This window comes from Runella zeae DSM 19591 (assembly GCF_000423565.1).
GTDB lineage: Bacteria > Bacteroidota > Bacteroidia > Cytophagales > Spirosomataceae > Runella > Runella zeae.
Map to the genome: position 1 here is coordinate 1 of NZ_AUIF01000064.1, position 26,879 is coordinate 26,879.

Here is a 26,879-nt window from a genome sequence, read left to right on the forward strand (position 1 = left end):
TTTTAATAGTAAACTGCCATTTTATTTTAATTTGTTTATCATTACGTTCTTTGACAATAGCCTCAATTTCGGATTCAAGTTTATCTTGCGTTGGAATTCTACGATTAAGGCACTGCTTTGATAAGGCTGAAAATTCGATTTCTATCATATTCAGCCAACTGGCGGATTTAGGAGTATAATGGATTTCAAACCTTTGGGCTAATTCATAGGCTTCATCAGCGGGTAAAGTCTCATAAAAGGAACTGAAATTATGCGTGTTTAAATTATCTTGAACCAGCCTGATTTTGATAGCCTGAGGATATAATTTAACCAATTCCTGCATAAATTCGGCGTACTCTTTCTTAGTTCTTTGTGGATAAACTTTGGTAAATCTATGACCTTTTAATGGTTCAATAGCCCCCAAGAGGCAACAGGAACCATTTTTTTTATAAGCATAATGTTGTTTGGCTACCTTACCCTCTTGTGTTGGAATGGGTGCAACCGTATCACCAATTAAGAAACAGGGACGTTCATCAAAGCAGACCACAGGGTACAATGGATCATAAGGTAATACGTATAAACCCAAAATGTCTTCCATTCTAGCAAGGAATAAAGCATCTATTTTTCCGATACACCAATAGATTTTTAGGTGGGGTTTGACTTCATTTTTTTTAGTATAACTCCCACTTGATTATGAGAAATATGCTCACAATACCCTAATTCAACAACTTTTTCTGCTAAAAGGCGTAAAGACCATTCGGCATGACCCTCTGGGCTTTCACTACAAGCTAAGGCTGTTATTTTAGCTCGCTGTAAACCATCTATTTCTATGGGACGACCACTACGGGGTTGGTCTTCTAAGAAGTTTAATCCGTTAGCATTATATTTATCTCGCCATGATAACAAAGTGGGGTTACTGCAATCCACTATTTGCATGACTTCGACAAACGTTTTACCAGAATCTAATAATTGCAAGGCTATGGCTCGTTTATATTGTTTTGCTTTTAAGCTACCTTTTGATAAAAGTTCCGCCAAAAGTTGCTTATCTGAATCGCTAAGTTTGATATGTTGCTTCTGCATTTGTCTTTTTTGAAGCAATATACAAAATTTTAACTTATTTAAATTACACTGTATTTAGTACCTCTTGTATTTTCACTTTTTATCGTGTTGTTTATCTCTAAAACCTCTTAAAAAGCCAATGAATTCTTTTTTGACAAAAGTAATTATTCGGACGATTCTCAGGAACAAGAAAAATGCTAATACCCAATATTCCAGTTTTGTCTTAGCCAAGGGCTTTCGTGAACTCAAGATAAACATTGTTCGACTTTTAAAAGACTTTGTCCTTATTTCACTGGGAATTGGCTGTGCGGCTTTTGGATTAGAAAGTTTTCTTATTCCTAACAGCTTCATCGACGGTGGAGCGACGGGGATTTCGTTGCTCATCAATCGTCTTACAGGTCTGCCTCTATACGCTTTGATTTTGCTCATCAACTTACCCTTTGTGTTTATGGGGTATAAGATTGTCAACAAACAATTTGCCTTCAAAACTGCTCTTGCTATCAGTGGATTGGCTATTTGCGTAGCCACTGTTCATTTTCCAGAAATAACCCACGACAAACTATTGGTAGCGGTATTTGGTGGTTTTTTCTTAGGAGCGGGCATTGGCCTGTCGGTGAGAGGAGGTGCCGTGATTGACGGTACAGAAGTGCTAGCGATTTTTTTGAGTCGTAAATTTGGCACTACCATTGGCGACATTATCATCATTATCAACATCATCATTTTTGCCACCGCTTCCTATTTTTTATCCATCGAAACAGCACTCTACTCCATGATTACCTACCTTGCCGCTTCCAAAACACTCGATTTTGTGATTGAGGGAATTGAGGAATATACCGGAGTCACTATCATTTCGCCACACCATGAAGAAATCCGCCAAATGATTATCAACGAAATGGGGCGAGGAGTCACCGTTTACCGTGGCAAACGAGGACATGGACGAAACGGCGAAATCGCCGAGTTTGATATTATTTATACCGTAGTGACAAGACTAGAGCTAAACAGATTAAACACTGAAATTCAGACTATTGACCCTAATTCGTTTGTAGTCATGAGCAGTGTCAAGGATACCAAAGGCGGTATGATTAAGAAACGATCCCTAAAACACTAACAATCATCAGGCTAAATTTTGGGGGCTAAATATTTCTCAAAAAATAATAGTCACTACAAGTCATAACATAAAGTCATTCCTTTTTGTTGAATTGTTGATTAACTTCGCGGCGGTTCAACCGATTGCCCTATGCTTGTACACTTGCTAATTAAAAACTATGCACTAATCGAACAATTGGAACTCGCTCCTGACGCCCAACTCAATATCATTACGGGCGAAACAGGAGCTGGGAAATCCATTATGTTGGGCGCTATTGGCTTACTACTCGGAAGCCGAGCTGATACCAAAGTATTGTACAATGCCACTCAAAAGTGCATCATCGAAGGAACCTTTGATTTATCTGGGTATTTTATCCAGCACCTTTTTGAAGAAGAAGAATTAGACTTTTCGCCCAAGAGCCTCTTCCGCCGCGAAATCAGTCCCAGCGGAAAATCAAGGGCATTTGTCAACGATACCCCCGTCAATCTCGAAACCCTCCGCCGGATTTCGAGTCAGCTCATGGATATTCACTCACAACACGATACGCTACTACTAGGCTCTAACGAATTTCAGCTGCAAATAGTGGATACCTATGCCCAAAATGAACCGCTCCTTAGAGCGTATCATGCTGAGTACCAATCCTATCAAAAAGCCAAACATACTTATGAGCGACTCACAGCCGATGCTACCCAGATGCGAAAAGAGTTTGCTTATAACCAGTTTTTGTTTGAAGAACTCGACAAAGCAAAATTCCAAGCCGACGAACAAGAACTCTTAGAACAAGAACTCAATATTTTAGAAAACGCCACCGAAGTAAGAGAACGTCTCCAACTCGCTCACGAATATCTTGATAATGCCGAGCAATCGGTCAATGTTTTTTTGAGGAACGCCGTCAATAGTCTCAATGCGGTAAGCAAATTTTCACCCCAATACGAACAACTCCGCGAACGTGCTCAAAGTGCTTATATTGAGTTAAAGGATTTGGCAAGTGAAATTAGTTATGAACAAGCAAACGTAGAAATAGACGATAGTCGCGCCGAAGAAATCAGAGAACGTCTCAACTTAATTTATCATCTCCAACAAAAGCACCAAGTAAAAACGGTGGCCGAACTACTAGTTATTCAAAGTGAACTAGATAAAAAAGTAAGCCAAGTACTCAACCTAGACGAAGACATCGAAAAAGCCAGGGCAAGCGTAGAAAAAAGCAGGGTTAAACTCCTCAAAAATGCCGACAAGCTTTCTAACTCTCGCAAATCGGTCATGTCGCAAGTCGAAAATCAAGTAAAAAAATATCTGATTGAGCTGGGAATGCCCAATGCAACGTTGAATATTCAGCACCATATCATCGACCCTAGCGATGATGGTATCGACGACGTAGATTTTCTCTTTAGTGCCAACAAAGGAATCAAACCCCAACAGCTCCGAAACGTAGCCTCGGGAGGTGAGTTCTCACGGTTGATGATGGTCATCAAATATATTTTAGCCAGTAAACGTAAATTACCTACTATCATTTTTGACGAAATTGACACAGGAGTCTCGGGCGAAATCGCCATAAAAATGGGACAAATGATGCGCGAAATCGCCAAAAGTCACCAAGTGATTTCGATTACACATTTACATCAAATAGCCACGCAAGGTACGGCTCATTATTTTGTATATAAAGATCACTCAGCCGACAAAACAGTCAGCAAAATTCGTCAATTAAGCTTTGAAGAACGAGTGCAAGAAATTGCCCAAATGATTGGCGGTCGTACACCTAGTGAGGCCATTATACAAAACGCCCGTGAAATGCTCCTTGCCCAAAATGCAAGCCTAAGCCAAAACGGGCAAACTACTCTTTTTTAATTCCAAAAAACACAACTATGAAAAAGGTAAGCCTATTATTATCCTTAGTCATCCCCACCATGATGATCTTTTCTTGCAGTCAAGAAAAAGGCAATATCGACCAAGTAGAAAAAGAAGTATTCGCAATCCATGATGAAGTAATGCCCAAAATGGGACAGATTATGGATTTAAGAAATGCTTTGTCACAAAAAATAGTAACTATTGACAGTCTTCTCAAAATCAAAAACGAGGATAGCCTTCAGCAACAAAAAGACCAGGCTCTAACACTTTCTAACGCCCTCCAGCAAGCCGACGAAGGTATGATGAACTGGATGCATGCTTACAATGGAGATTCTCTTAAAGCACTCTCAGGCGATGAAGCCCTTAAGGCACTCAATGCCGAAAAAACTAAAATCAGTCAAGTTCGTGATCAAATGCTCGAAAGCATCACAAAGGCAGAAGCGTTTTTGAAAAAATAAACCGATTTTTTGTCCACTCACCATCCAGCGAGCCACGCAACCCGTAAAATCAGATGAAGTATTTTGTTGTTGTCTTACTTTTATTTATGCTGGGAAGTTGTTCCCAAAACACCGATCGACTCCCCATTTTGGGCGAGCGCGACACCATCAAAAGGATGATAGAAGGCAAAGAGGTAGTAGATACGGTTTATCACACCATCCCCGATTTCAAATTCATCAATCAAGAAGGAGATACGGTGACTGCCCAAAATTTGAAAGATAAAATTTACGTAGCTGACTTTTTCTTCACAACCTGCCCCACTATCTGCCCGGTGATGAAAAAACAGATGCTAAAAGTATATGATAAAATAAAAGGTCAGCCTGATGTAGCGATTCTCTCGCATACCATCGACCCACAGCACGATACTCCGGCCGTACTGAAACAATATGCCAGTGATTTGGGGGTAAAAGACGCCAAACAATGGATGTTTGTAACCGGAGAGCGTGAAAAAATATACGACATTGGAGAGCATCATTACCTAGTCGTGGCAGGGGCAGACTCTACAGCCCCAGGAGGCTATATTCATAGCGGTGCGTTTATTCTGATTGATAAAGAAAAACGAGTCAGAGGGATGTACAATGGCACCGACGACCAAGGAACCAAACGATTGCTAGCTGATATTGAGCGTCTCAAAGCCGAGTATAACAATGCCCCATAAAATCATTTATTTTTCAAAATACACTGGGTTGATGGCTTTGGTTGTGTGGATAAGCATTACATCCTGCCAAGACCAAGAGCGTGTCAAGCGAGACCAATATCTTGCCGAAGGTTTTGCATTGTTTGACACTCACTGCGCCAATTGCCATCAGCGAGATGGCAAAGGATTAGAGAACCTCTATCCTGCCATCTCGCTTGAGCATCTCAAAAACAAAGAACAGGTCATCTGCTGGATTAAATACGGAATTCATCAACCCATGACCGTCAATGGTAAAAACTTTGACCGTCCTATGCCCGCCAATCCAGCCCTCAAAGAGCTAGAGATTGCAGAAATTACAACCTATCTTTACAATACTTGGGGTAAAGAAACGAGTATTACGACGATTGATACAGTAGAAAAAGCACTGGAAAAATGTACTCTTTCTTTATGATATTCTGATGGTATGCTTAAAAGGAGTAAAACCCGTAAGATACACCGTAGGTGCATCTACGGCGGCCAATGCTCCCCGAAGTTGGACATTTTTGTGCAAAGCCTTACCCGGCCCAAAAGTAATCGTCTCGCCTTTTAGTTGATAAGTCCCGTTTGCGGCCGCCAAAAGATAAGCTTTTTCTTTGGTAGGATGATTGATGACTCCCGACAATACACCACCTGTTCTAAAAATCAACTCTAAAGATACTGGTACGCCGTCAGTTCCTTGCATTTGAATATCCACTTCTAGTCCATTATTATTTTCGGTTATTCTAACTATGGATTCAAGATATTGAATTTCACTCTGGCGACGTTTGCTTTTAGGCATTTTCTCCCAATCTCCGTCCGCCGCAATTTCTTCTTTGGCAATTGGCTGAAAATAAGGCCCTTCGAGTTTACTTTTCAATACCCAACTATTACCTTCTTTTTCAATCTTTTCGGATTGGAATTGACCTTTTCCAAAAAAAGAAGCTGCCACGCGCATTCCCTGAAGTACGGCGTTGCCTTTGTGAAATGTGAGCCAGGCGGCATTGTTGGTAAAGAGAGTGCTATCCCAGTTTTCTCGTCGAATGCGCACTACCCCACTCCCCAAAAACTCCTTGGCATAATTGGTTGGTAATGGTTTAGAAGCAGGTAGCTCTTTCCACAAAAATGAATCATCCAACATATAGTCCAAAAACTCGGCTTGGCGCATGGCGGCGGTATTTTCAATCAAACGGCACATAGCTGCCATTTGGCCGTTGTTGTCGAGCAATGCCATATAACGGTACGCATAATAATAGCTCTCCATCGTCCCAATGAGGGCTTTATCTTGCCGACCCGACGCCTCCGTCACTATCTCACCATTGGGATGCACATAGTACATCGTCATGTTGAGATTTCGGCGCACAAACGCAAGTAATTCTGGTTTTTTGAGTCCTTTGGCGGTTGTGATGAGCAGGCGGTTGGTCAAGGGCGAGTAAATGTAGGTGCTTCTTTCGTTGTACTGACCATCCGCATCCATATCAATATGCTCGGCAAGCCATTCTTCAATTCGAGCTACATAAGCGGGATTTGGCCACAGTTCGTTGAGTTTGGTGAGTGCCGCCGACACTACCCATCGGTGATTTGGAGTATGAATCCCTCCTACTTTCAACGCCTCTCCTCCACGTACCAAAAAAGACTTAAAATCGGGCAATATCTTTTCTAAACCTGAGGCATTGGAAGCTGCTAGCTGCTTGTAAGCCATTGCCAAGCGCTTCACAATAAAGCCAGTATCGGGTGTAGAATGGAAATTGGTTTCTAACAAATCAATCGTACCGTCTTCATGTTGGATTTTCAACAAAAATTTTAAAGCAAGTCCTACTTGGCTCATCAAATCTGCCGAATGGTAGTAGGCAGACTCCCTATTTGACAATGCCAAAGAGGCTCTTTTGATAAAATCAGCAGTAGAGTGTGGATTCGGGATGTCATTGCCATCCATACAGCCGCCATACGCCTGACTGGCCGCGTCTGTGATGCGGTATTTTTGGTAACTTTCGAGACGTTGGTCGTTTATTTTGACCCATTCTTTGAGCCAAGCAGGTTTAGGCGGGTCATTAAAAAAGGAAGCGTGGCTATACCAAGGAGTCAATCCCACGGCACTTGTACTAAGGGCTACAAAAGTTCTTCTATTCATGAGGAGCTGGTCGATGAATTAATAAAAATATACTAGCTCTAAGAAAAAAAGCCGCTATATCTCCTCATGAAATCATAGAAAACTCAATTGCTCGAAAACCCAGCAGGAGCATTGAAGAAGCCTGTTGGCTTCCGAATACTATATTGTGTAAAATCTTGATTAGCGTCAAGCCCTACTCCGTTGATTCGCTCTCCCGTAGTCTGGCTTTCAATGACTACTTTTTTCTCGGTGTATACTTTTTGAGTATGTGGATTCCAGGTCAATTCGTCCGTAAACAAGCGTTCTTGTTTTTGCGTATTTACCACTTTTACGTTGCCTTTCACAAAATACAAACCTGTCCGGTACTCATATCGCCCTGAATCTGACTCAAGCGTAGTAGTCACTTGTCCTGTAGGGGCATAAAAATCCACGAACACTTTTTTTGGGAAAAATTTATCTTCTGAAGGGAGTTTGATTTGTTTGGCCGTTTTTACTTTTACTTTTAGTTGTCCAGCTTCACTGTATAAGACTTCGATATTTTCGGCTTCTTCAAGAGGCCCACGATAAGTGATGGATTGAGGCTTGCTTTTTTCTTTTTGACAAGCTATAAACAATAGGAGAAGGATACAAAAACAAAAAGGAGATAAAAGTTTATCTCCCATTTGCATCTTTGCAGATGTTGTATTAACCCACCTTAACATCTTGGTGGTAAAATTAGTATTTTTTACTTGAGTTTCCAAGCGTAATTGGTTTTTTAAGGGATTTTTTTTCATTTTTTTGAGCGGCAGTATAGACAGCAAACTGTATGCGTGCATACAAATATGCTGAAAATAAAGGCGTTATGTCAAGTTTTTAATATTTTTTAACAAGACATTTTCTCAAAAAAGCTATACCTAATTAGCAAAAAAAACAGAGCTAAAACAGACTTAATCGACCTTAAATTTCCGGAACCATACGTCTTTGAGAGAGAAGCCCAGTGTTACCCGGCCGTATCGTTCTCTGAAAGTTTGAGAGGAGATTGTACCCCGTTGCCCTGCAACAAACGAAATATTGATGAGATTGGTAAAACCTTGTCCTACCGGTAGCGAAAGCCCAAAAGATACGCTCATATCATCAATATTTGTACCCGTAATGACCCAAGGAGTTTTGTTAAAAGTAAAACCAGCACGATAATAGACCAAATCCCAATACTTTGTCGAATTATATTTAGGAAGATATTCCAATCCAACGTGGTAGCTCTGCCCATCACGCATAGATTCGTTGTTGCCTGACACGCCCACATACTGCGACCAGTTTTGACGTTCATAGTCTAAGTTTACCGTCAAACGATACAGGTATTCATAACTTACTCCCACACGCCAAGTTGTAGGAAGTTTAATAGATAAGTTTGCTTGGGTGATTGTGTCGGGATTAGTAATAGGGCGATTTGCGCTACTAAGTACCTCTAAAGTAGTATTGCGAACAGTAGCTACATTTGATTGAAGGCTATAAGTAGCTCCAAAATTCAGGAAGTGGTCTCCTTTTAACTTTTGCCGCCAAGCCGCTCCCGCTCTAAAATTAAAGTCACTAAAATTCAACCTATCATCACGACTTACGATGTAGTCACGACTATCACCGATACGTAGCTGAGATGTAACACTTTGGTTAAAGTTTCCGAAAAGCATGGTAGCATCAAAACCTAAATTAAGATTTTTGGTCACTTGAAAACCATTCATCCAGTTAACCTGATTGAGACCACCTTTACCACTATACACATATTGAGCTTCATAAATAGAATTTCCAATACGACCGTAGGAATTTTGTTGATGATTTACGAAACTGTAGGGCTTAAGGCTAATACCAGAAGACCACTTGGGCGCAACAGGAAACGACAATGCCAAATAAGCTAAATTTCCCCCAAAATCACGCTGACTTTGGCGGCTGTCTTGGATTCCTTTGTATTGGCCCACTACTCCGACATCAAACATGGTGTAGCGGTTTCGAGCCAACAAAGCAGGATTGAGAGAATTGATATAAAGCGGATTGGCATTGCTTACGCCGGCATCTCCCATTCCATTGGCGGGAGCGTAGCCCTTGCTTAGGAGCTCTCCGACACCAAGGGCCGAATAAGGAGAATTGCCTAAACCTTGCGCAAAACTAGAGGTTTGTACCAAACAGACTGCCCCTACTACCCAACTCCACTTAAGAAGCTTACTCTTTTTGTTAATTGACATTGTGTTGTAAAATTCGATTCAAACCCATCAAAACTAGATTTGGAGCCGCAAAGATGCGATTTTTAAGTAGACTTTCAAAGTAAGGAGCATCTCCTCCGCATAATAGTACGCGGCATTGGCCATATTCGTGGCGATAGCGAGCAATCACCCCTTCTATTTCGGCTAACAATCCATTGAAAACGCCACTTTGCATAGCTGTACGGGTACTTTTTCCTACAAATGGTAAAGACATAAAATAGGAGGCTTCTTCCATTTCAATCAAAGGTAACCTCTTTGTAAACGCGTGCATCGCTTGAAATCGCATACGAAACCCCGGAGAAATTATTCCTCCTCGAAAAATTGCCTCTGCACTCACCCAGTCGTAAGTAATGCATGTCCCCATATCGATCACCAAGCAGTTTTCATTTGGAAACAAACCATTGGCCCCTACTGCTGCGGCCAAACGGTCGGCACCTAAGGTTTGAGGGGTATCATATTCCTTTTGGATAGGCAGAGGGGTATCGGGGGCAAGCTGTAATGTGTTTACTCCTTTTTGTTGCAAGGCTAGAGCATATATCCCAGTATCGTGGCTGGTTGAAGATAAAATCGCCTTTTCGGGCAATTGTTCCACTAAGATATTTGTTAAGGCATCAAAAGGGATTTTGTATTGAGCACGTATCAATGTACTTCCTTCAAACCATCCTATTTTTGCAAATGTATTTCCAAGGTCAATAGCAGCATTCATATTTTATTATGTTCTCTCAAAGCAATCAATTTTATTGAAGCCCACAAAAGAACTATGGTTTGTTGGCTTTTCTAGGTTATTTTTTCATTTAACAGCGCAAAATTGTTGTTTTGCATCCTAAAAATCGACGATTATTATGGAAAATCTGTCAAGGTGGCTTGACTACACCATTTTAGAAAATACAATCCGGGATATCCTTTGGTTTGTTGGTATCTCAGGGCTAGGAGTATTGATTAGAAGAGGGTTATCTTTTACGATTACTCGAATGATTTACCGTTTTATCAAAAGTGAATCTGGCAATATCCCCTTAGCTGATTTTGTCCGACTCACCCGCCGTCCTTTTGAGGTACTTATCACATTAGTGGTTTTATTTTTGGCTTTCAGGCACTTAACAATACCGAGTCAATGGGCGTGGAAATCTGCCGATAAATTTGGATGGCTCATGATCATCGAACGTTCATTTTTCAGTGTTTTAGGAGCTACGATTGGCTGGTTAGGTATCAGAGTTATTAAATTTATTGCGCTTATTTTCAAACAAAAAGCTGCTTCTACTCCTAGTCCTATCGATGATCAGCTTGTTCCTTTTTTCAAGGATATCATTATCATCATTTGGACTTTGACCAGTTTTTTTACCATTCTGCACAAAGTATATGAAGTCAATGTATGGGCACTCATTACAAGTCTTGGGATTGGGGGGTTGGTGATAGCTTTGGCCGCTCGCGAAACCCTCGAAAACCTCATTGCCTCAGTGGCTATCATGCTCGAACGCCCCTTTGTAGTAGGTGATAGCATTGTACTTGACAAAATCTCGGGCGATATCGAGCAAATCGGCTTTCGAAGTTCGCGTGTTCGCTCCGAAGACGGTAGTCTTATCACCGTACCCAATCGCCTGCTTACTACCCAAGCCCTCGAAAACATAACCCAGCGGAGTTATCGCCGAGCCAAATATTACGTTAGGCTTTCATTTGATACTTCTCCCGAAACGCTCTCCCAAATTATAGAATCTATTCGGTCTTATTTAGAATCCCACACGCTCACCAATTCTAAACTCCCTACTGTCCGCTTAGAAAACCTCGGTGAAAGTTCCTTAGATATTCTGGTCATTTATCATGTCCACACTTCGCTTTGGCGGATTTTTATCGAAACCAAAGAAGAAATAAACTTCAAAATCATCGAGATTGTACATCAATACGGTGCTACATTTGCTTATCCGACACGTAATCTTTTTATCCGCGAATCAGAAAGCGTAAAAATTTAGTCCAAACTTTGATTTTTAAATAATAGATATGAAAAAGTATGCCTTTATTTTGAGCGTATTGATGGGTTGTCAATCGATAGCGCAAGCCCAATCTATCTCTGCCAAAAATGTAGAAAAACATATTAGCTTTTTGGCTTCCGACGAACTCAAAGGACGGGGCACAGGTACCAAAGACGAGCAAAAAGCTGCCGAATACATCGCCAATTTTTTTAAAGAAATAGGTCTTTCCCCCAAAGGCACCAATGGATTTGAGCAAGTTTTTAAGGCCAATATAGATACTGTACATGTACTCGACGCCCGCAATGTAGTAGCTTACCTTGACAACGGCGCCGACCGCACTATCATCATCGGTGCTCACTATGACCATTTGGGCGAAGGATTTCAACGAGGTTCATTGGATGCCAATGCCAAAGGTAAAGTCCATAATGGGGCTGACGACAACGCCTCTGGAGTAGCGGGCGTGCTTGAACTCGCACGTTACTATGCCAAAAACAACATCAAAGAAGCTCACAATTTCCTTTTTATTTGTTTTTCGGCGGAAGAACTTGGGCTACTTGGTTCCAAATACTACGCCAACAACCCCACCATTGATTTGTCAAAAGTAAACTTTATGCTCAATTTTGACATGATTGGACGTTTTGACGAAGCCAAGCCAATCACCATCGGAGGCTGGGGTACAAGTCCTACTTGGGGTGAAGCGATTCCGTCCGTAATGGCCAAAGAAAAAATGGCGTTTAAAATTGATTCTTCGGGGGCGGGGGCTTCTGATCATACGTCGTTTTATACCAAACGCATCCCTGTATTATTTTTCTTCACGGGAGTTCATTCGGACTATCACCGTCCTAGCGACGACACCCACCTTATCAATTTCAAAGGGGAAGCCAAGATTTTGAATGCGGTAACGGCTATCGTCAATGCTATCGACAAACTTCCCAATCGCTTAGAATACCGCGAAACAGCCATGCCGATGGCGCGCAATATGAGTTTTAAAGTGACCATGGGCTTGCTCCTCGACTATTCGTTTAATGGGCCGGGAATCAAAGTGGATGGCGTTTCTAAAAACCGCCCCGCCGAAGCCGCAGGTATCAAAGGTGGCGATTTAATCTTGACTTTGGGAAAATACACTCTTAATACCATCTATGATTATATGGGAGCCTTGGGCAAATTTGAAAAAGGCCAAACAGTAGATGCAGAAGTACAAAGAGGTAATGAAAAAATAACCGTCAAAGTCACTTTTTAAGCTTAGATTTCAACAATAGAGCCGTGGTAAGTTGTCAGTAACTGCCCCCACTAACCTTATCAAGAATATGCAAGGAACCCTTAAACCCCGCGTAAAAATTTGTTGTATCAGTAGCCTCCAAGAAGCGCAGTTGGCTATTGCGTATGGAGCCTCAGCCTTAGGTCTAGTCGGACACATGCCGAGTGGGCCGGGCATTATTTCAGATGAGCTTATTGCCCAAATCGCTTCAAGCGTCCCTCCCCCTATCTCTACTTTTTTGTTGACCAGCGAAACTTCCTCTGCAAGTATCATAGCCCACTATCAAAAAGTAAAAACCCATACCATTCAGATAGTAGATGCGCTTCAAGAGGGGAGTTATACCGATATTCGTCAGGCACTTCCGCACGTCAAACTAGTACAAGTAGTGCATGTCATCGACCAAAAAACGGTGGAGGAAGCTATAGAACTTTCTCAGTTTGTGGATGCGATTTTGCTTGATAGTGGTAACCCCAATCTACAAGTCAAGGAGTTGGGAGGTACAGGAAGGGTACACAATTGGGAACTTAGTCGTCAGATTCGCGAAAATATTTCGATTCCTTTGTTTTTGGCAGGAGGACTCAAAGCCGAAAATGTCAGGGAAGCCATCGAAACAGTACAGCCTTTCGGACTAGATTTGTGCAGTAGTGTCCGTACCAATGGTCAACTTAGTCAAGAAAAACTAGAACGTTTTTTTGACGCGATTGGATAAATAAAAACCGCCTGTGGTCACAAAGACCAACAGGCGGCTGCGAGATTTAAGTATCGGATTGAAAATTTTTGTAATCTTCGGGAGTGTCAAGGTCAACACTACCCGCTTCGAAAGTGAGCAAATAAGCCTCATCCAAATGATTCATTAAAACTGGCTTAGCTCCTTTGTCTCCTGTAAGACTAAGCAACTCCTCAAACAACTTTCGGTCAAAAAGCGCTGGCACTCCTACTTGGTCTTCATATTTGCAAGCCACAATGGGGGGCTTTTTGGTACGGTAAATTTCTATCATCCGTTCCAATAAAGATACCGAAATATAGGGCTGGTCACATACCAGCATGATAACCGCTTCCACATCCTTGTAAGTCATATACAAGCCTGCAAGCCCCATTTTTACGGACGATGCCATGCCTTCGTGCCACATTTGATTGTCAATCACGGTAAGGGGCAAGTCTATGATTTCTTGAGCAAGCTGGGCTTTGTGCGCTCCAATCACCAACACCACCGGATAACAATCCGTAGCCAAAGCCACTTCTGCCGTACGTCGAATAAGCGAAACGCCCTCAATGTTTAACAATTGTTTGGGAAACCCCATCCGTTTTGACTCACCAGCCGCTAAAATGATAATTCCTATTTTTTCCAATGAATATTATTTTTTATGCAAAAACACAGTTTATCCCCTACTATAAACAACCCAACGTCAATACAATAAATCAAACCACTAGGCCAAAATATCTTCCCAAGGATAACCTACTTCCGTCAAAAAAAGCCCACAGGCTGGCGCTTGAGCTGAGGCATTTTTTCGGTTTTTAGAAAGAATAATCTGTTCAAAATCCTCGATAGTCATGCGCCCCTGTCCTACTTCAAGCAAAGTGCCCACTATCGCCCGGACCATTCCCCTCAAAAACCGATTGGCTTTGATATGAAAAACAAGCCCTACAGCACTTTCCTCCCAATAAGCCTGTTCGATGTTACACAAAAATGTTTTTACATCCGTATGTATTTTACTGAAACATTCAAAATCCTCATACTTCAGCAACAATGCAGCCGCTCTATTCATCTCCAAAATATCTAATGACGGGCGAAACTGATAGCAAAGCCCATTTAGAAATGGATTTTTTTGGCGTACTATGCGGTATTGATAGCAACGGTGAGTAGCCGCAAAACGAGAATGTATGTCGTCTTTGACATGATGAAATTGTTTAATGGCAATATCACGAGGTAAAATACTATTGAGCCCATGAATTATTTTTTCGGGTCCAACTATCGCTTCTGCCACTTCAAAATGAGCATACTGCTGCTCTGCGTGTACTCCTGCATCCGTACGACTACTGCCGATGATTTCGATTGGTTGTCGAAACATCACTTCAAAAGCCCGTTCCAATTCTTGCTGAATCGAGTTTGCATTGGGCTGACGCTGCCACCCGTGAAATTCGGTACCTTTATAACTTAATTCAATAAAATAACGCATGTTGCAAAGATAACTCGTAAAATACAATTCTTGACTCCATAAAGAAGATTGTATAACTTTCAGAAAGTTGGGTTAACTTTGCAAACTTCACAATAAATGAAGTGAGATTCGTGTTTAGAATTAAAAAGTTGAGAATGAAGTATTGTTTTTTCATCGTTGGCATGGTTTTTATCGGGTTAGGAAGTTGCAAAACCTCCAAGCCTGCTCCTCCTCAAGCTCCCCCAGAGCCCGTCATATTGTCTATTGGAGACAAAAACTTTAGCACCGACGAATTTTTCCAATCTTTTACCAAAAATCAGTTTTCGGACGATACGACCAAGCCTACTAGCATCAGCGAGTATTTACAGTTGTTTACCAATCTCAAACTCAAAGTATTGGGAGCACAAAGCGAAGGGCGCGACACAACGGCTGCCTTCAGGGAAGAAATCGCCTCTTTCAGAAAGCAACTAGCCCAGCCCTATCTAAGCGACAATGTACTCATTGACAATCTAGTAGCTGAAGCGTACGAACGTCTCAAAGAAGAACTCAAAATATCGCACATACTCATTGCAGCTCCTCAAGACGCTACTCCCGCCGATACCCTTGCTGCATATCGAGCAGCAGTAGCACTTAGAAGTCGTATACTACAGCAAGAAATAAGCTTTGAAGAAGCTGCCGAACGCTTTTCTAAAGATGCCGCTACCGCCCAAAAAGGTGGAAATTTGGGATATTTAACAGCCTTCCAAACGGTATATCCTTTTGAAAGCGCAGCTTATCAGCTTTCTGTCGGAAAAATCTCTGATCCTATTCGTACCAATGCGGGTTATCATCTTATCAAAATAGCCGACCGCCGACCCTCGCGTGGTAAAATACAAGTCGCTCATATCCTCGTTAGAGTAAGTCCCAACGCCACCGACGGAGGTAAAGCCACTGCCAAAGCAAAAATTGAGCAAGCGTATAGTCTACTCAAACAAGAAGCATGGGACATCGTATGTCGGGATTATTCGGACGATGCCACCACCAAAACCACCGGCGGGGTGTTAAGAGAATTTAAAACTGGCGATTGGGTACCAGCTTTTGAAGAAGCTGCTTTTGCTCTTCGTCAGAAAGGTGATATTTCGGCACCCTTCTTAACCAATTATGGATGGCACATTATTAAACTTATCAACCGCAAACCCATTGAATCATTTACTGAATTGGCTCCCCAACTTCGCCAAAAGGTCACTACCGATTCACGTTCTGAGTTGATTCAAGAAAATCTTTATGCAAAATTGCGTAAAGCTTATAAAATCACGGAACCAAGCAATATCCGCGAAAACGCTATTGCTAGCCTAGATACTTCTCTGCTTCGTGGAAAATGGAAAATCCCCGCTCCCCTACCCACTTCACTCGACAACAAAACTCTTTTTCAGATTGATAATAAGGCTTTTACCGTCAATCAGTTTTATGAATATCTATACAACCGACAAGTTCCTCTGGCTCTTGGCTCAGATTTGAATATGTTGGCAAAAAGGTATTATAAGCAGTTTGTCAATAAAATGTTGGTAGAAACAGAAGAAGAAAATTTAGAAAAAAAATACCCAGATTTTAAGGCTTTAATGACCGAAATGCGCGACGGGGTGTTGTACTCTCAAACCATGGAAGCCAATGTCTTGGAAAAATCGCTGGTAGATTCTGTAGGGCAAAAACAATACTGGAATCAGCACAAAGACAAATACCGCTACCCAGAAAGAGTAGTGGCCAATATTGTAGTTACTGACAGCGACAGCTTACTTAAACGAGCCCAAGAGTCTTTGTCGTCTTACCCTTACCAACTTCGCCGAAAAAGTGCCGATTTATTGTTTGAGCCTAAATCTACGACCTTGACGGCAAAGCATCGTGAAAATATCTTTGATGTAGCGATTACCCTTCTCAACAACGACAACTACGTAGTAGAAGTGTCTTCCTACAGCGACACCAATGAGTCAGACTCTATTTCAACGGCACGATTACACAACACCATCAAGGCATTGGTCAACAACCGTATCCCAGTTACTAAAATTCTTGAAAAAGATTATGGAAAATTTAAGCCGGTTTCGAGTGCGGCACGCAATCGGAGGGTGAGTTTCCAGTTTTTCAGTACTTCTAAAAAAGACCTTGAAAAAGCACTAAATGCGCTCAAAATTGGTAAAATCAGTATTGTAGATGGTACCTTTGCCAAAGGAAGTAACTCCTACATCGATGCCGCTCGCTGGGAAGTAGGCAGCCAAACACTTACCCAAGATGGCAAAAAAATCTGGCTTGAAATAAGCAAAATTGAGCCCGCCCGAGTTAAGACTTTTACCGAAGCACGAGGGGCCGTAATTAATGATTATCAAAAACAACTAGAGCAAAATTGGCTGGAGCGATTACGCCAAAAATTTGCCGTCAAAATCAACGAGGAAGAATTACGAAAATTGGCCAAATAAGGCTCACTATCGTATGTCACCAATTATAGCAGTTTATCAATCAAACACATGAAAAAAACGTTCATTCATTCACTCCTTCTTTCTCTCATCACCGTCGTAGGAGTGTATGCACAAGGCAAAAGCACTAGTATCAATAAAGTGATTGCTAAAGTTGACAATTACTACATCTTACGCTCTGAACTTGAAGAGTTGATTTTGCAATACAAAGCTCAAAACCAACCTGCACCCAACCCTTGTCAAGCGTTGGAAAGCTTGGTAGTACAAAAAATGCTTCTGGCCAAGGCCGAAATTGACTCGGTAATTGTGGAAGACAAACAAGTCGACAATCAGGTAAATGCCCGTATGGAGGTAATGGCACGGCGCTTTGGCTCCGAAAAAAATATTGTGGAGGCCTATGGTAAAAGCATCGAAGCCCTCAAAACTGAAGTTCGTGAAGAAATCAAGAATAGCATGATTTCGGAAAAGATGCAAACTACGATTACCAGTGCGATTAAAGTAACCCCTAGCGAGGTAAAGAGGTTTTTTAATTCGATTCCTAAGGATAGTTTGCCCTATATTCCAGCCGAAGTAGAGATTGGGCACATCGTACGCTATGCCCAAGTTACCAAAGCCCAAAAAGAAGAGCTTCGCAATCGCCTGCTTGAGTTTAAGGCACGCATCGAAAAAGGCGAAGACTTTGCATCCTTAGCTTCGGCCTACTCAGAAGATATAGAATCGGCCAAACAAGGCGGAGATTTAGGTTTTGCACAACGGGGCTCTATGGTACCCGAATACGAAGGTGCCGCTCTTAAACTCAAAATCAATGAGATATCAGAGCCTATTGAATCAGAATATGGTCTTCACCTTATCCAATTGCTCGAAACCCGGGGTGCCGAATACCACAGCCGCCACATATTGCTTCGTCCTGATTATAATCGCATGGACTTATCAGCACCAAAACGTATTTTAGATAGTCTTCAGCATTTAATTCAAATCGATAGTTTAAAATTTGAAATAGCCGCCAAAAAGTGGTCAGAAGACAAAAATACCGCCGATGCAGGAGGACTCTTAAAAGAGCAGCAAACGGGAAACTCTCGCTTACCATTGGATGCTTCGATGGACTACAACCTCTATATGATGCTCGATACTATGAAAGTTGGCACGATTAGTGCGCCGCTCAACTATCGAACAGACGACGGCAAAACCGCCATGAGAATTGTTTATTACAAAAGCAAAACTGAGCCTCACACGGCCAATCTTAAAGATGATTTTGAGAAGCTTACCAACATTGTATTAGCCAACAAAAAAACCAAAGCCGTGGATGAATGGTTTAAGAAAGCAGTTACGGATGTTTTTATCAACGTAGAGCCAGAGTACCAAGGGTGTAAGATATTTGGCATCAATGAAGAAGGTAATTAGCGTATTTGATTTTTTTAAATTAAGTACATTACTAAAAGCACATAATTTTGAAATGCTTTCAAAACATCTAATTTTCAAATTAAACAATTGAACGCAATTACTCCCATAAACCATTAACGCACAAACCACCATCTTTCAATGAAGTTTAGTTCTGACGTAGCTGCCGCAGAGGCATTAAAAGATTCTTACGGAAAACTCCGCTCCGAAATCGGCAAAGTCATCGTGGGGCAAGACGATACTGTTCGTCTGCTACTGACGGCTATATTTTGTCAAGGACACTGCTTATTGGTGGGTGTACCAGGACTCGCCAAAACGCTCTTGATTCAGACAATTGCCGGAGCTCTCGACTTGAGTTTTAACCGGATTCAGTTTACTCCTGACCTGATGCCTTCTGATATTTTGGGTTCGGAAACACTCGACAACGAGCGCAATTTCCGTTTTATCAAAGGGCCTGTTTTTGCTAACATTATCCTTGCCGACGAAATCAACCGTACCCCTCCCAAAACCCAATCGGCATTGCTTGAAGCCATGCAAGAGTATGCCGTAACAGTGGCGGGACAAAAACATAGTCTTGGACGCCCTTTCTTTGTATTGGCTACCCAAAACCCCATCGAACAAGAAGGTACATATCCCCTTCCTGAAGCACAGCTAGACCGCTTTATGTTTATGGTCAACCTCGACTACCCTTCCTATCAGGAAGAATTAAACATCGTAAAAGCGACAACTACCGACAATCGCCCTGTGGTCAACACGGTGATTTCGGCTGAAGAAATCCAAGCATTCCAACACCTTGTTCGACGAGTGCCTGTCCCCGACAACGTAGTAGAATATGCCGTAAAGCTAGTCCACAAAACCCGCCCCGGAGGTGAGTTTGCTAGTGCCGACACCAAAAGCTATCTCGAATGGGGTGCTGGCCCACGGGCTTCACAAAACCTCATTTTGGCATCGAAATGCAATGCCCTCATCAATGGCAAATACTCTCCTGATATAGAAGATATTAGAGCGGTAGCCGTACCTATTTTACGCCACCGTATTGTACGCAATTTTAGAGCAGAAGCAGAAGGTATTTCTGTCAATGACATCATTCAGCGTCTGATTTAATATTTTAATTTCTCAATATTAAAAGCTCAGTGCGGGTGTGAAAGCACCCCTGCACTGAGCTTTTTTTTAAGCAGCGTTCTTTTATATTTTCATTTTCTTGTCAGTGCGCATTATCTTACCTGTTTCATCAAAAAACACATGTTTATGTTCTTTGTCTTTTTTAAGGTTGACCCGATACGCTATTTTTATATTTCCGTGGTTATATTTTACTTTTTCACGGTCTCCTGTAACTTGCCAACCTGCAAACTGATTGCCTAGAGTTGAGCGAATCGAAGCAGGCAATTCAGCCTCTTTAATGACTTCTTTGTAGCTCATGAGCTTGCCATTTTTGTCATAAACAGCACTAAAATTACCACTTTTACCTTTGCCATCTACTTGATAAAAACTGATACTGCTTTTATCGTCTATCTTGTTTCGTTCCGAAACCGACCACTCTTTACCATAAAGCGACAAAGGAATCACCGACATACCCTGAACAGCGCCACCAGGAAAATCTTTTTTCAAAGCATCAAGTACTTGCTTAGGTTCTTCACCTTTTTTTACACTTTTCATAGCGACTTCTTGGCTCTGTGTACTTTGTGCTTGGACGTATCCGAACGCCAAACAAGCAACCAAAAATGCAATACTTACCCTTTTCATTGTTGTAAATGATTAATTTGTTGGAGACAATTTTTTAAAAAAGAAATCAGAAAATATGTTTTTGTAGAAGGAAATATCGTGGCTTATCAAGCAACTTAGAAAATGGTGTGGAAGGGAAAGAAAGCACTACAAATGCTTGTGTATGACCTCTCTAATTTTTGAGAGTTTTTCTTTCAATGCTTGATGTTCTTTTTGGTTGTTGTTGGCAGGTGCTTTCTCGTAAGCTTCTAATTTAGCATGAGCCTCAGAAGTCAATTTCTTAATTTCTTGCTTTGCTTCGGCGGGTAAAACTTCGGCTTGTTTTTCCAAATCCGCGAGCGTTTGTCTCAAATGCTGACTATTTTCGGGCGTAATAGCCGTGAGCTCTTCGGTGACTTCTATTGCTCTATGAAGTGTCATCAGTTCAGCCACGCCGGTAGTAAGGAGGAGTTCGTCTGTGGTCAAAGTTTTGGCTTCTGCTTTAGGACCCAACGCCTCCATTTTTTTGACTTGCTCATCAATAACACCCTGACGCTCAGGCTTTTCTTTTTTCGCTTCTTCTTTATACGCTGCGATACCTGCCTTCAGATGCGTAGTCACCATGCTCCACTCTCCTTTGCTTAATGCCGAAGCTGCCGAATCAAAAGACACGTCAGAAGGATTGTCGAGGGTCTTTGTTTCTTCTATGACGGTAAAGGTAGTGTCGGCATTTGATGCTTCGTGTTTGGAGGAAGAATTGCAAGCACCTAGGGTTAAACAAACAGCAGCAAAAAGTACCCCTTTGACTAATGTAAAATGGCTTTGAGTGTTCATGATTTGTGTTTTGTTTTTAGTAATAAACCTTCATTGACCTTGCAAAGGTGGCAACACTCCCTAAGCCTTACCTTGACAACCGTCAATAGATTTACCTGATTGTAAACAAAGCAAACAAACCTCCCAACTCATTTATTCCGACCCCAAAATCATGGGAATTTGCACCTTCTAGTTTTTTCAGAGTTTAAATAGAGCGAAACATTACGCTAAAAGTAGCTCCTTTTCCATATTCACTTTGGCAACTTACGGTAGCGCCTATTTTTTCGGCATGGTCTTTCACAATCGATAGCCCCAAACCTGTAGAACTTTCGCCCGCAGTAGGGCGCGTGCTTAGCTTCTGAAATTTACCAAACAAAAGTGGCATTTCGTCTGGCTTGATGCCTTTACCCTCATCCGAAACCGCAAGCTGCACATAGCTCTCCGTATGAGTCACTTGTACTCGCACGTCATGGCCAGCCGGAGAAAATTTAATGGCATTCGATAAGAGGTTTTCAACTATCTCGGTCAAATATTGCGGGTCTGCCTTTATCCACACTTCACCTGAATCACATTCAAATCGAAGCCCAATATGTTTGCGATTGGCAATAACCTGAAACCGCCCCAAGATATGCGACAAAAAATTGGCCAAATTGACACTCTCAAGCAAAGGCATATTGACACCTTGCTCGATACGATTCACACTCAGCAAGCTATAAATCATATGAGACATATGCTCTATGCTCACCTGAATATCTTCGATCCAATATCGCTGCCGCTCTGTGAGATTTTGTTGGGTTAGTTTTAGCTTATCCGTGAGAAGGCGGATATTGGTCAAAGGAGTTTGGAGATCATGAGAGGCAATACCCAAAAAACGGTTTTTTTCTTGGTTAAGCTCGTATAATTGCTTGTTGAGACTTTCTAATTCTTGGTTTTTTTTTCGCAATTCGGCTTCCAATCGCTTTTGTTCTATAATCTGAACCACGGTAGTCCTAGCCATCACAAAATCGCCCATTTCGTCATATACCGCAATGGCATTTACTACTATAGGATACAATTGACCCGTTTTAGTAACACACTCCATAAACAAATCCAACAAATGCCCTTCTTCCACAAGTGCCTTGTAATGTTGCTGAAATCTATCATAACTTTCGGCAGTACATAAGTCTTCCCAAGTCATTTTTTTTACGACCTCTTCACGAGCATAGCCAAGCCATTTAAGCTCCACATCATTGATTAAGATAATTTTCCCGCTGGGGTCCGTTGAATGATACCCCACGGGCGTATTGCCATACACTATAGAGAGCTTGTCGTAAGGAATCAACAATCCATCTCTTTTGATAAAAGCATCGAAATCAGAGGGTTGTCCTATGATTTTATTTACAAATTCTTTCTCCATCCTAAAAAGAGTACCTGCATTTTTAAAAATAAAGCAATCATTTTCGTCTAGCTATACGATACGCAATGAGGGATTAAAGCGTGCATCAAAAGACCAAAACTTTGCCAAAAATTAAATAGAAGTATTGACCGCTGTCAAGATTTTTTTGGAAAAAGCCCCGCAACTTTGTCTCTACAAAACGTTCAATCCCTCCATACGCATGAAAAAGACTCTACATAACACATTAGCTGAAGGCTCTTCCTCCCAAGAACGCTTACAATCTCTGGTGAGGAGTCAATACCTCAACGAACTCAAATCAAAATTTATCAACTCGGTGTCGCACGAATTCCGAACTCCGATGGCGGTGATTCAGTCAGCGATTATTTTGGCTCGGCATTATCACAAAGCAAACCAGCCCGACAAAGTAGATAAATATTTGACAGAAATAGAAGAAAGCATGGTACATTTAAACGCACTCATTGAGGAAGTAGCTACGCTCAATTTTGAAGATGAAGAAGTGATAAAAAATATTTTGGAAGATTTGGATATGCATGTGATTGCAGGTCAACTAAAACAAAAGTAAAAAATGAAAAAAATACTCCTTATTGAAGACGAAGACCGCCTAAGAGTAAACACCGCTGAGATACTGGAAATATCTGGTTTTCAGGTATCTACTGCTACCAATGGCAAAGAAGGAATTGAGCAAGCTCTCCAAACGAAACCCGACTTGGTAGTGTGTGATATCATGATGCCTGTACTTGACGGTTTTGGGGTACTTCAGGCTTTCAATAACAACGACGTTTTGGCTGGCATTCCTTTTATCTTTCTGACTGCCAAAGTAGAACGTGCCGACTGGCGGCGTGGAATGGAACTAGGAGCAGACGATTATCTCACCAAACCTTTTGGAATCAACGAACTATTGGCCGCTATTAATTCTCGGCTTCAAAAAGTGGCCCAAATCAAGCGTTCGGTGATGACTCCTGAAGGGTTAGGGGTGTTTTTTGACCAAGCAAAACAAAAAGACGGTTTACAATCGCTGTCGATAGATAGGAAAGTGCATCTCATCAAAAAGAAGAAGGTGATTTATACCGAAGGTGACGACCCCTTCCGTCTGTATTTTATTAAAAGTGGAAAAGTAAAGATAATTCGAGAAAACTCTGATGGCAAAGAGCTCATTACCGCCTTGTGTGGTCCAGGAGACTTTATTGGCTATACAGCCCTCATCGAAGGCCGAACCTATACCGATTCGGCGGTCACGCTCGAAGACACCGAAGTATTGTATATTCCAAAAGATGATTTCTTTAGTTTATTGTACAAAAACGCCGACGTCGCAAAGGAATTTGTGCAGATTCTTACCAATAAGATTATCGAAAAAGAACATCAATTGTTGGGGCTAGCCTACAATTCGCTTCGTAAAAGAGTAGCGGAGGCAATCGTGCAATTTGCCAAGCGTTTCAAAGAAACCAACAGCGATGCCGTTGTAGTGACTCTTACCAGAGAAGACCTCTCGCACGTGGCAGGTACCGCGATGGAGTCACTAGTACGTACCCTAGCCGATTTCAAAAATGAAGGCCTTATTGAGATGATAGATGGTAAAATCGTAGTCTCAAAAATCGAAAAACTAGAAAGGCTAAAATACTGAGTGAAGGGCATTGCCCCCTTCTTTTAGTTCTTATTATAGTAAGTATAGCTATCTTTTTTACAAATACCCTTCGATTCCCCGTCTGCTTCACGCTTATCTTTTACTTCTCCGTAGTCATTGGCTTTTGTGAGGACCTATGAGCTACAAACCTTAAGCCTCTCCGGGGCAGAATGTGAGAATGCTTTTGCTTTGGAAAAGCTTAATCCGTTGCTAAGTAAACAGTTTTATTTTTTACTCGCCGAAGTCCGCTGAATAATACAAACGCAGATTTTCGCTGAAAAAGGGCGATATGTAGTCCTCAATCTGCGTTTCTCTGCGGCTTTCAATCTGCGTACATCAGCGGGTAAAATTTAAAAACTTAGCTAATACTTCACTGGGTCAATGACGACAAACAACGCTAAGGCTTGACCATCGTCAACAATTTCTATCAAAACTAGATTCACTTTTGTTGCGTCAATTTAGTTATCGATAGTTTCAAACAGCACGAGAATCATGAAAACTGTAATGAACTCCGCCCACAGTATGCTACTTAACCTTTCAAAACGCAGATTAATTAGCAACACCCTTGTTTTGATGATCTGGTTCGGAATCTCTTCCACCGCCTTCTCTCAAAATCAATCTACCCGCATCGAAACTGATAAGGGAATGCGCATGGTGGTAGCATCACAAGATGCCAATATCCGCCAAGCAATACTTACCACAAGTCAATACCCTGATATTCTTTCCCAAATCGTCCAACTTAAAGAGCGAACTAAGGCTTCTTTTCATGCTTTGATTGGTAGTTTTAACCAACAAAAACAGGGATGGTTTTATGAACTAAGTCGCTATCCTGACTTACTTCATTTGCTTGCGACTCAGCCTACGGGTCTCAAACGTAGCGCTATCGAAGGTATGCTGCCCACCCAAGAGTCACACCTCAAAACTGCCGCGTGGAAACTTTACCACAACCACCACGAAGATTTGATTGAAACGGACCGACTAGAAGCGCAAGCCAATCAAAACTTCAATGATTTGGTAGCCAATACCCCCGTTGATGTACGAGAACAGTTTCGATTGCTATCACAGCACCCCGATATTCTCGAAGCCCTCACTGACAACCTCGCCCTTACGACCAATTTAGGTCAACTCTATGCGTCGGACAAAGCGGGGCTTACGCAACAATTGGCCGAGCAACATGATAGTTTGGTATTACAAAACCAACAAGTAATCCAGAGTTATAAACAACAAATGGATTCGAATCCTCAGGCAGTATCGGAACTCAATCAAGCCGCTAAAGATTTTGCACAAGCCAACGGCTATATCCTTCCTAACGGACAATACGCCACCACCAACAACAATTACTGGGCAAATCCTTATTCATTTTGGTTTGGTTATCCTTACTGGTATGGCAGCCCTCTTTGGTATCCTGGTGCTTATTGGTCCAATTTCGGAATGTACTATGGCTTAGGTGGGCTTGGGTTTTATGGTTTCCCCTCTTTAGGTTTTTCCAACTGGTTTTTCAACGGCGGCTATTACACCAACTATCCTATTTTGTACCGTCAGTTTGGCCGCTATTACCGTACCAACCTCTGGACAAATCGCCCCTATGTACCCGCAAGTCATGCTTTTATGAGTGTCGCCAACCAGCATTTCAACCCTGCCAATCGACTCCCCAATAGCACTTTCACCCGTCCTTCTTTCAGTGGTCGTTCGTTCAGTCCCAACAACAGCTTCCGTAGCTACAACACCGCTCCTAGCAGATTCGGAAGTAGGAGCAGTTTTGGTGGTGGTCGGAGTTTTAGTGGAGGTTTCGGAGGTCGCCGCCGCTAAAGCTTCAGAAGAGACCTTCGATGGAAGGTCTCTTCTAGCTCTGATCTATTATCAAACAACAACTCCAAATACTAATCACTTTTTAATAAACTGTAAAACAACACTTTAATCCTCTAAAACCATGAAACTCACTCACACCTTCGCAACCATGGGCCTATTCTTCGCTTGTGCTATTACTGGTGCCTCCGCCCAAAAATCATCGACTGTCATCCTCACTCCCGACAAAGCCGGCGTATCTATGAGCAATGTCACGGCCACACTCCAAAGCGATTTTAATGAATCCCAACCCCTCGACAAAGTAATGGCTTCTTTTGCCCACTTGCCACTTCACTGGAAAATCACCGAAGAGCAATTCAATGAATACAGCAATGGAGACCATCCCACTTTTATCGAAATCAGCGCGTCATCGGGAGATTTGAAACAAGTAGCTTATTACAACGCCAAAGGCGATCTCGTTAGATTCATAGAAACAGGAATGAATCTCCCCTTAAACAATACAATACTTCAAACTATTAGACTTGTTCTTTTGCTGATAATCAATATTTTATGATATATTTGCGGTAATTAACATTTTAATAAGTTATTATGAAATCACAAAGAATTAGTATATTTAGTAATATAAAATCTGATAGAGATTTTCGAGCTACAACAGGCCTTAGTAAAGAGGAGTTTAATAGGTTATCTGAAAAGTTTTCTTGTTATTATACTCCAACAGTTCTATCAGGATTTCCTAATGGGTTTGGTAACAATAGTATATTTCAAAACTCAAAAGAAGCTTTGTTTTTTTTATTATATCATTATAAAGTAGCGACTACTTATGATGTTCTTGCTATTAGTTTTGGCATCGGAAGAGCTACC

Annotated in this window: 27 protein-coding genes; 16 read left to right on the forward strand and 11 right to left on the reverse strand. The window is 41.7% G+C overall.

What is annotated here, in order from left to right; translation table 11 throughout:
- Both G563_RS0116790 and G563_RS0116795 read right to left on the reverse strand, forming a co-directional pair.
- A partial coding sequence (locus G563_RS0116790; protein ID WP_169579773.1) for an IS630 family transposase occupies positions 1–622 on the reverse strand: 622 nt, incomplete at its 3' end.
- Between the two features lie 2 nt (positions 623–624).
- Positions 625–1,059: a helix-turn-helix domain-containing protein gene (locus tag G563_RS0116795; protein WP_028666138.1), complete on the reverse strand. Its 435-nt coding sequence runs from the start codon at positions 1,057–1,059 to the stop codon at positions 625–627.
- A 118-nt stretch (positions 1,060–1,177) separates the two neighbouring features.
- Here G563_RS0116795 and G563_RS0116800 point away from each other — a divergent pair, with 118 nt between their 5' ends.
- From G563_RS0116800 to G563_RS0116820, 5 genes are all read left to right on the forward strand, one after another.
- The gene (locus G563_RS0116800) at positions 1,178–2,146 is read left to right on the forward strand and encodes a YitT family protein (protein ID WP_028666338.1); all 969 of its coding nucleotides are present in this window, start codon (positions 1,178–1,180) and stop codon (positions 2,144–2,146) included.
- A 129-nt stretch (positions 2,147–2,275) separates the two neighbouring features.
- Positions 2,276–3,970: a DNA repair protein RecN gene (gene recN / locus G563_RS0116805; RefSeq protein ID WP_028666339.1), complete on the forward strand. Its 1,695-nt coding sequence runs from the start codon at positions 2,276–2,278 to the stop codon at positions 3,968–3,970.
- Positions 3,971–4,029: 59 nt separating this feature from the next.
- Complete coding sequence (locus G563_RS0116810) at positions 4,030–4,428, forward strand: viral A-type inclusion protein (RefSeq protein WP_157585420.1); 399 nt, start codon at positions 4,030–4,032, stop codon at positions 4,426–4,428.
- 53 nt (positions 4,429–4,481) lie between these two features.
- Complete coding sequence (locus tag G563_RS0116815; protein WP_028666341.1) at positions 4,482–5,126, forward strand: SCO family protein; 645 nt, start codon at positions 4,482–4,484, stop codon at positions 5,124–5,126.
- Complete coding sequence (locus tag G563_RS0116820; RefSeq protein WP_051211032.1) at positions 5,116–5,556, forward strand: c-type cytochrome; 441 nt, start codon at positions 5,116–5,118, stop codon at positions 5,554–5,556. Before G563_RS0116815 ends, G563_RS0116820 begins: the two co-directional genes overlap by 11 nt.
- Here G563_RS0116820 and G563_RS0116825 read toward each other — a convergent pair.
- The 4 genes from G563_RS0116825 to G563_RS0116840 all read right to left on the reverse strand — a co-directional run bounded on the left by G563_RS0116825 (position 5,551) and on the right by G563_RS0116840 (position 10,167).
- The gene (locus G563_RS0116825; RefSeq protein ID WP_028666343.1) at positions 5,551–7,251 is read right to left on the reverse strand and encodes a hypothetical protein; all 1,701 of its coding nucleotides are present in this window, start codon (positions 7,249–7,251) and stop codon (positions 5,551–5,553) included. The genes G563_RS0116820 and G563_RS0116825 overlap by 6 nt on opposite strands.
- An 83-nt stretch (positions 7,252–7,334) precedes the next feature.
- Complete coding sequence (gene lptC / locus G563_RS35040) at positions 7,335–7,892, reverse strand: LPS export ABC transporter periplasmic protein LptC (protein ID WP_063828417.1); 558 nt, start codon at positions 7,890–7,892, stop codon at positions 7,335–7,337.
- 264 nt (positions 7,893–8,156) lie between these two features.
- The gene (gene bamG, locus G563_RS0116835; protein ID WP_028666344.1) at positions 8,157–9,443 is read right to left on the reverse strand and encodes a BamG family beta-barrel-assembly machinery protein; all 1,287 of its coding nucleotides are present in this window, start codon (positions 9,441–9,443) and stop codon (positions 8,157–8,159) included.
- Positions 9,433–10,167: a type III pantothenate kinase gene (locus G563_RS0116840; RefSeq protein ID WP_028666345.1), complete on the reverse strand. Its 735-nt coding sequence runs from the start codon at positions 10,165–10,167 to the stop codon at positions 9,433–9,435. Before G563_RS0116840 ends, bamG begins: the two co-directional genes overlap by 11 nt.
- 136 nt (positions 10,168–10,303) lie before the next feature.
- On the opposite strand from G563_RS0116840, the gene G563_RS0116845 reads away from it, so the two are divergent.
- The 3 genes from G563_RS0116845 to G563_RS0116855 all read left to right on the forward strand — a co-directional run bounded on the left by G563_RS0116845 (position 10,304) and on the right by G563_RS0116855 (position 13,392).
- Positions 10,304–11,425, forward strand: coding sequence for a mechanosensitive ion channel family protein (locus tag G563_RS0116845; protein WP_028666346.1), 1,122 nt, complete (start codon positions 10,304–10,306; stop codon positions 11,423–11,425).
- Positions 11,426–11,453: 28 nt separating this feature from the next.
- Positions 11,454–12,665, forward strand: a complete 1,212-nt coding sequence (locus G563_RS0116850) for a M20/M25/M40 family metallo-hydrolase (protein WP_028666347.1) — start codon at positions 11,454–11,456, stop codon at positions 12,663–12,665.
- Between the two features lie 67 nt (positions 12,666–12,732).
- Positions 12,733–13,392 (forward strand): phosphoribosylanthranilate isomerase, encoded by a 660-nt coding sequence (locus G563_RS0116855; protein WP_028666348.1) that lies wholly within the window; start codon positions 12,733–12,735, stop codon positions 13,390–13,392.
- A 46-nt stretch (positions 13,393–13,438) separates the two neighbouring features.
- Here G563_RS0116855 and G563_RS0116860 read toward each other — a convergent pair whose 3' ends face one another.
- Together G563_RS0116860 and truA are read right to left on the reverse strand one after the other, a co-directional pair.
- Positions 13,439–14,032, reverse strand: coding sequence for a nucleotidyltransferase family protein (locus tag G563_RS0116860; protein WP_037327222.1), 594 nt, complete (start codon positions 14,030–14,032; stop codon positions 13,439–13,441).
- Positions 14,033–14,110: 78 nt separating this feature from the next.
- Positions 14,111–14,860 carry a tRNA pseudouridine(38-40) synthase TruA gene (gene truA, locus G563_RS0116865; RefSeq protein WP_028666350.1) on the reverse strand — a complete coding sequence of 250 codons (750 nt, stop codon included), beginning with the start codon at positions 14,858–14,860 and terminating at the stop codon, positions 14,111–14,113.
- Positions 14,861–14,994: 134 nt separating this feature from the next.
- On the opposite strand from truA, the gene G563_RS0116875 reads away from it, so the two are divergent.
- The 3 genes from G563_RS0116875 to G563_RS0116885 all read left to right on the forward strand — a co-directional run bounded on the left by G563_RS0116875 (position 14,995) and on the right by G563_RS0116885 (position 19,785).
- Positions 14,995–17,286 (forward strand): peptidylprolyl isomerase, encoded by a 2,292-nt coding sequence (locus tag G563_RS0116875; protein WP_028666351.1) that lies wholly within the window; start codon positions 14,995–14,997, stop codon positions 17,284–17,286.
- Between the two features lie 48 nt (positions 17,287–17,334).
- On the forward strand, positions 17,335–18,684 hold the full coding sequence (locus G563_RS0116880; protein WP_028666352.1) for a peptidylprolyl isomerase: 1,350 nt from the start codon (positions 17,335–17,337) through the stop codon (positions 18,682–18,684).
- 138 nt (positions 18,685–18,822) lie between these two features.
- On the forward strand, positions 18,823–19,785 hold the full coding sequence (locus G563_RS0116885) for an AAA family ATPase (protein WP_028666353.1): 963 nt from the start codon (positions 18,823–18,825) through the stop codon (positions 19,783–19,785).
- An 81-nt stretch (positions 19,786–19,866) separates the two neighbouring features.
- On the opposite strand, the gene G563_RS0116890 is transcribed toward G563_RS0116885, so the two are convergent.
- The 3 genes from G563_RS0116890 to G563_RS0116900 all read right to left on the reverse strand — a co-directional run bounded on the left by G563_RS0116890 (position 19,867) and on the right by G563_RS0116900 (position 22,591).
- Positions 19,867–20,424 (reverse strand): hypothetical protein, encoded by a 558-nt coding sequence (locus tag G563_RS0116890; RefSeq protein ID WP_028666354.1) that lies wholly within the window; start codon positions 20,422–20,424, stop codon positions 19,867–19,869.
- A gap of 126 nt (positions 20,425–20,550) precedes the next feature.
- Positions 20,551–21,216 (reverse strand): hypothetical protein, encoded by a 666-nt coding sequence (locus G563_RS0116895; protein WP_028666355.1) that lies wholly within the window; start codon positions 21,214–21,216, stop codon positions 20,551–20,553.
- Between the two features lie 184 nt (positions 21,217–21,400).
- On the reverse strand, positions 21,401–22,591 hold the full coding sequence (locus G563_RS0116900) for a PAS domain-containing sensor histidine kinase (RefSeq protein WP_028666356.1): 1,191 nt from the start codon (positions 22,589–22,591) through the stop codon (positions 21,401–21,403).
- Between the two features lie 199 nt (positions 22,592–22,790).
- Between G563_RS0116900 and G563_RS0116905 the strand changes: the two genes are divergently transcribed.
- From G563_RS0116905 to G563_RS38125, 5 genes are all read left to right on the forward strand, one after another.
- Complete coding sequence (locus G563_RS0116905; protein ID WP_157585422.1) at positions 22,791–23,153, forward strand: histidine kinase dimerization/phospho-acceptor domain-containing protein; 363 nt, start codon at positions 22,791–22,793, stop codon at positions 23,151–23,153.
- A gap of 3 nt (positions 23,154–23,156) precedes the next feature.
- Positions 23,157–24,212, forward strand: a complete 1,056-nt coding sequence (locus G563_RS0116910) for a response regulator (protein WP_028666358.1) — start codon at positions 23,157–23,159, stop codon at positions 24,210–24,212.
- 492 nt (positions 24,213–24,704) lie between these two features.
- Entirely contained in the window at positions 24,705–26,021 is a 1,317-nt protein-coding gene (locus G563_RS35045; protein WP_157585424.1) for a hypothetical protein, read from the forward strand.
- Positions 26,022–26,142: 121 nt separating this feature from the next.
- Positions 26,143–26,571: a hypothetical protein gene (locus G563_RS0116920; protein ID WP_028666359.1), complete on the forward strand. Its 429-nt coding sequence runs from the start codon at positions 26,143–26,145 to the stop codon at positions 26,569–26,571.
- A 35-nt stretch (positions 26,572–26,606) separates the two neighbouring features.
- Positions 26,607–26,879: hypothetical protein (locus G563_RS38125; RefSeq protein WP_211235283.1), on the forward strand; the 273-nt coding region annotated here is incomplete at its 3' end.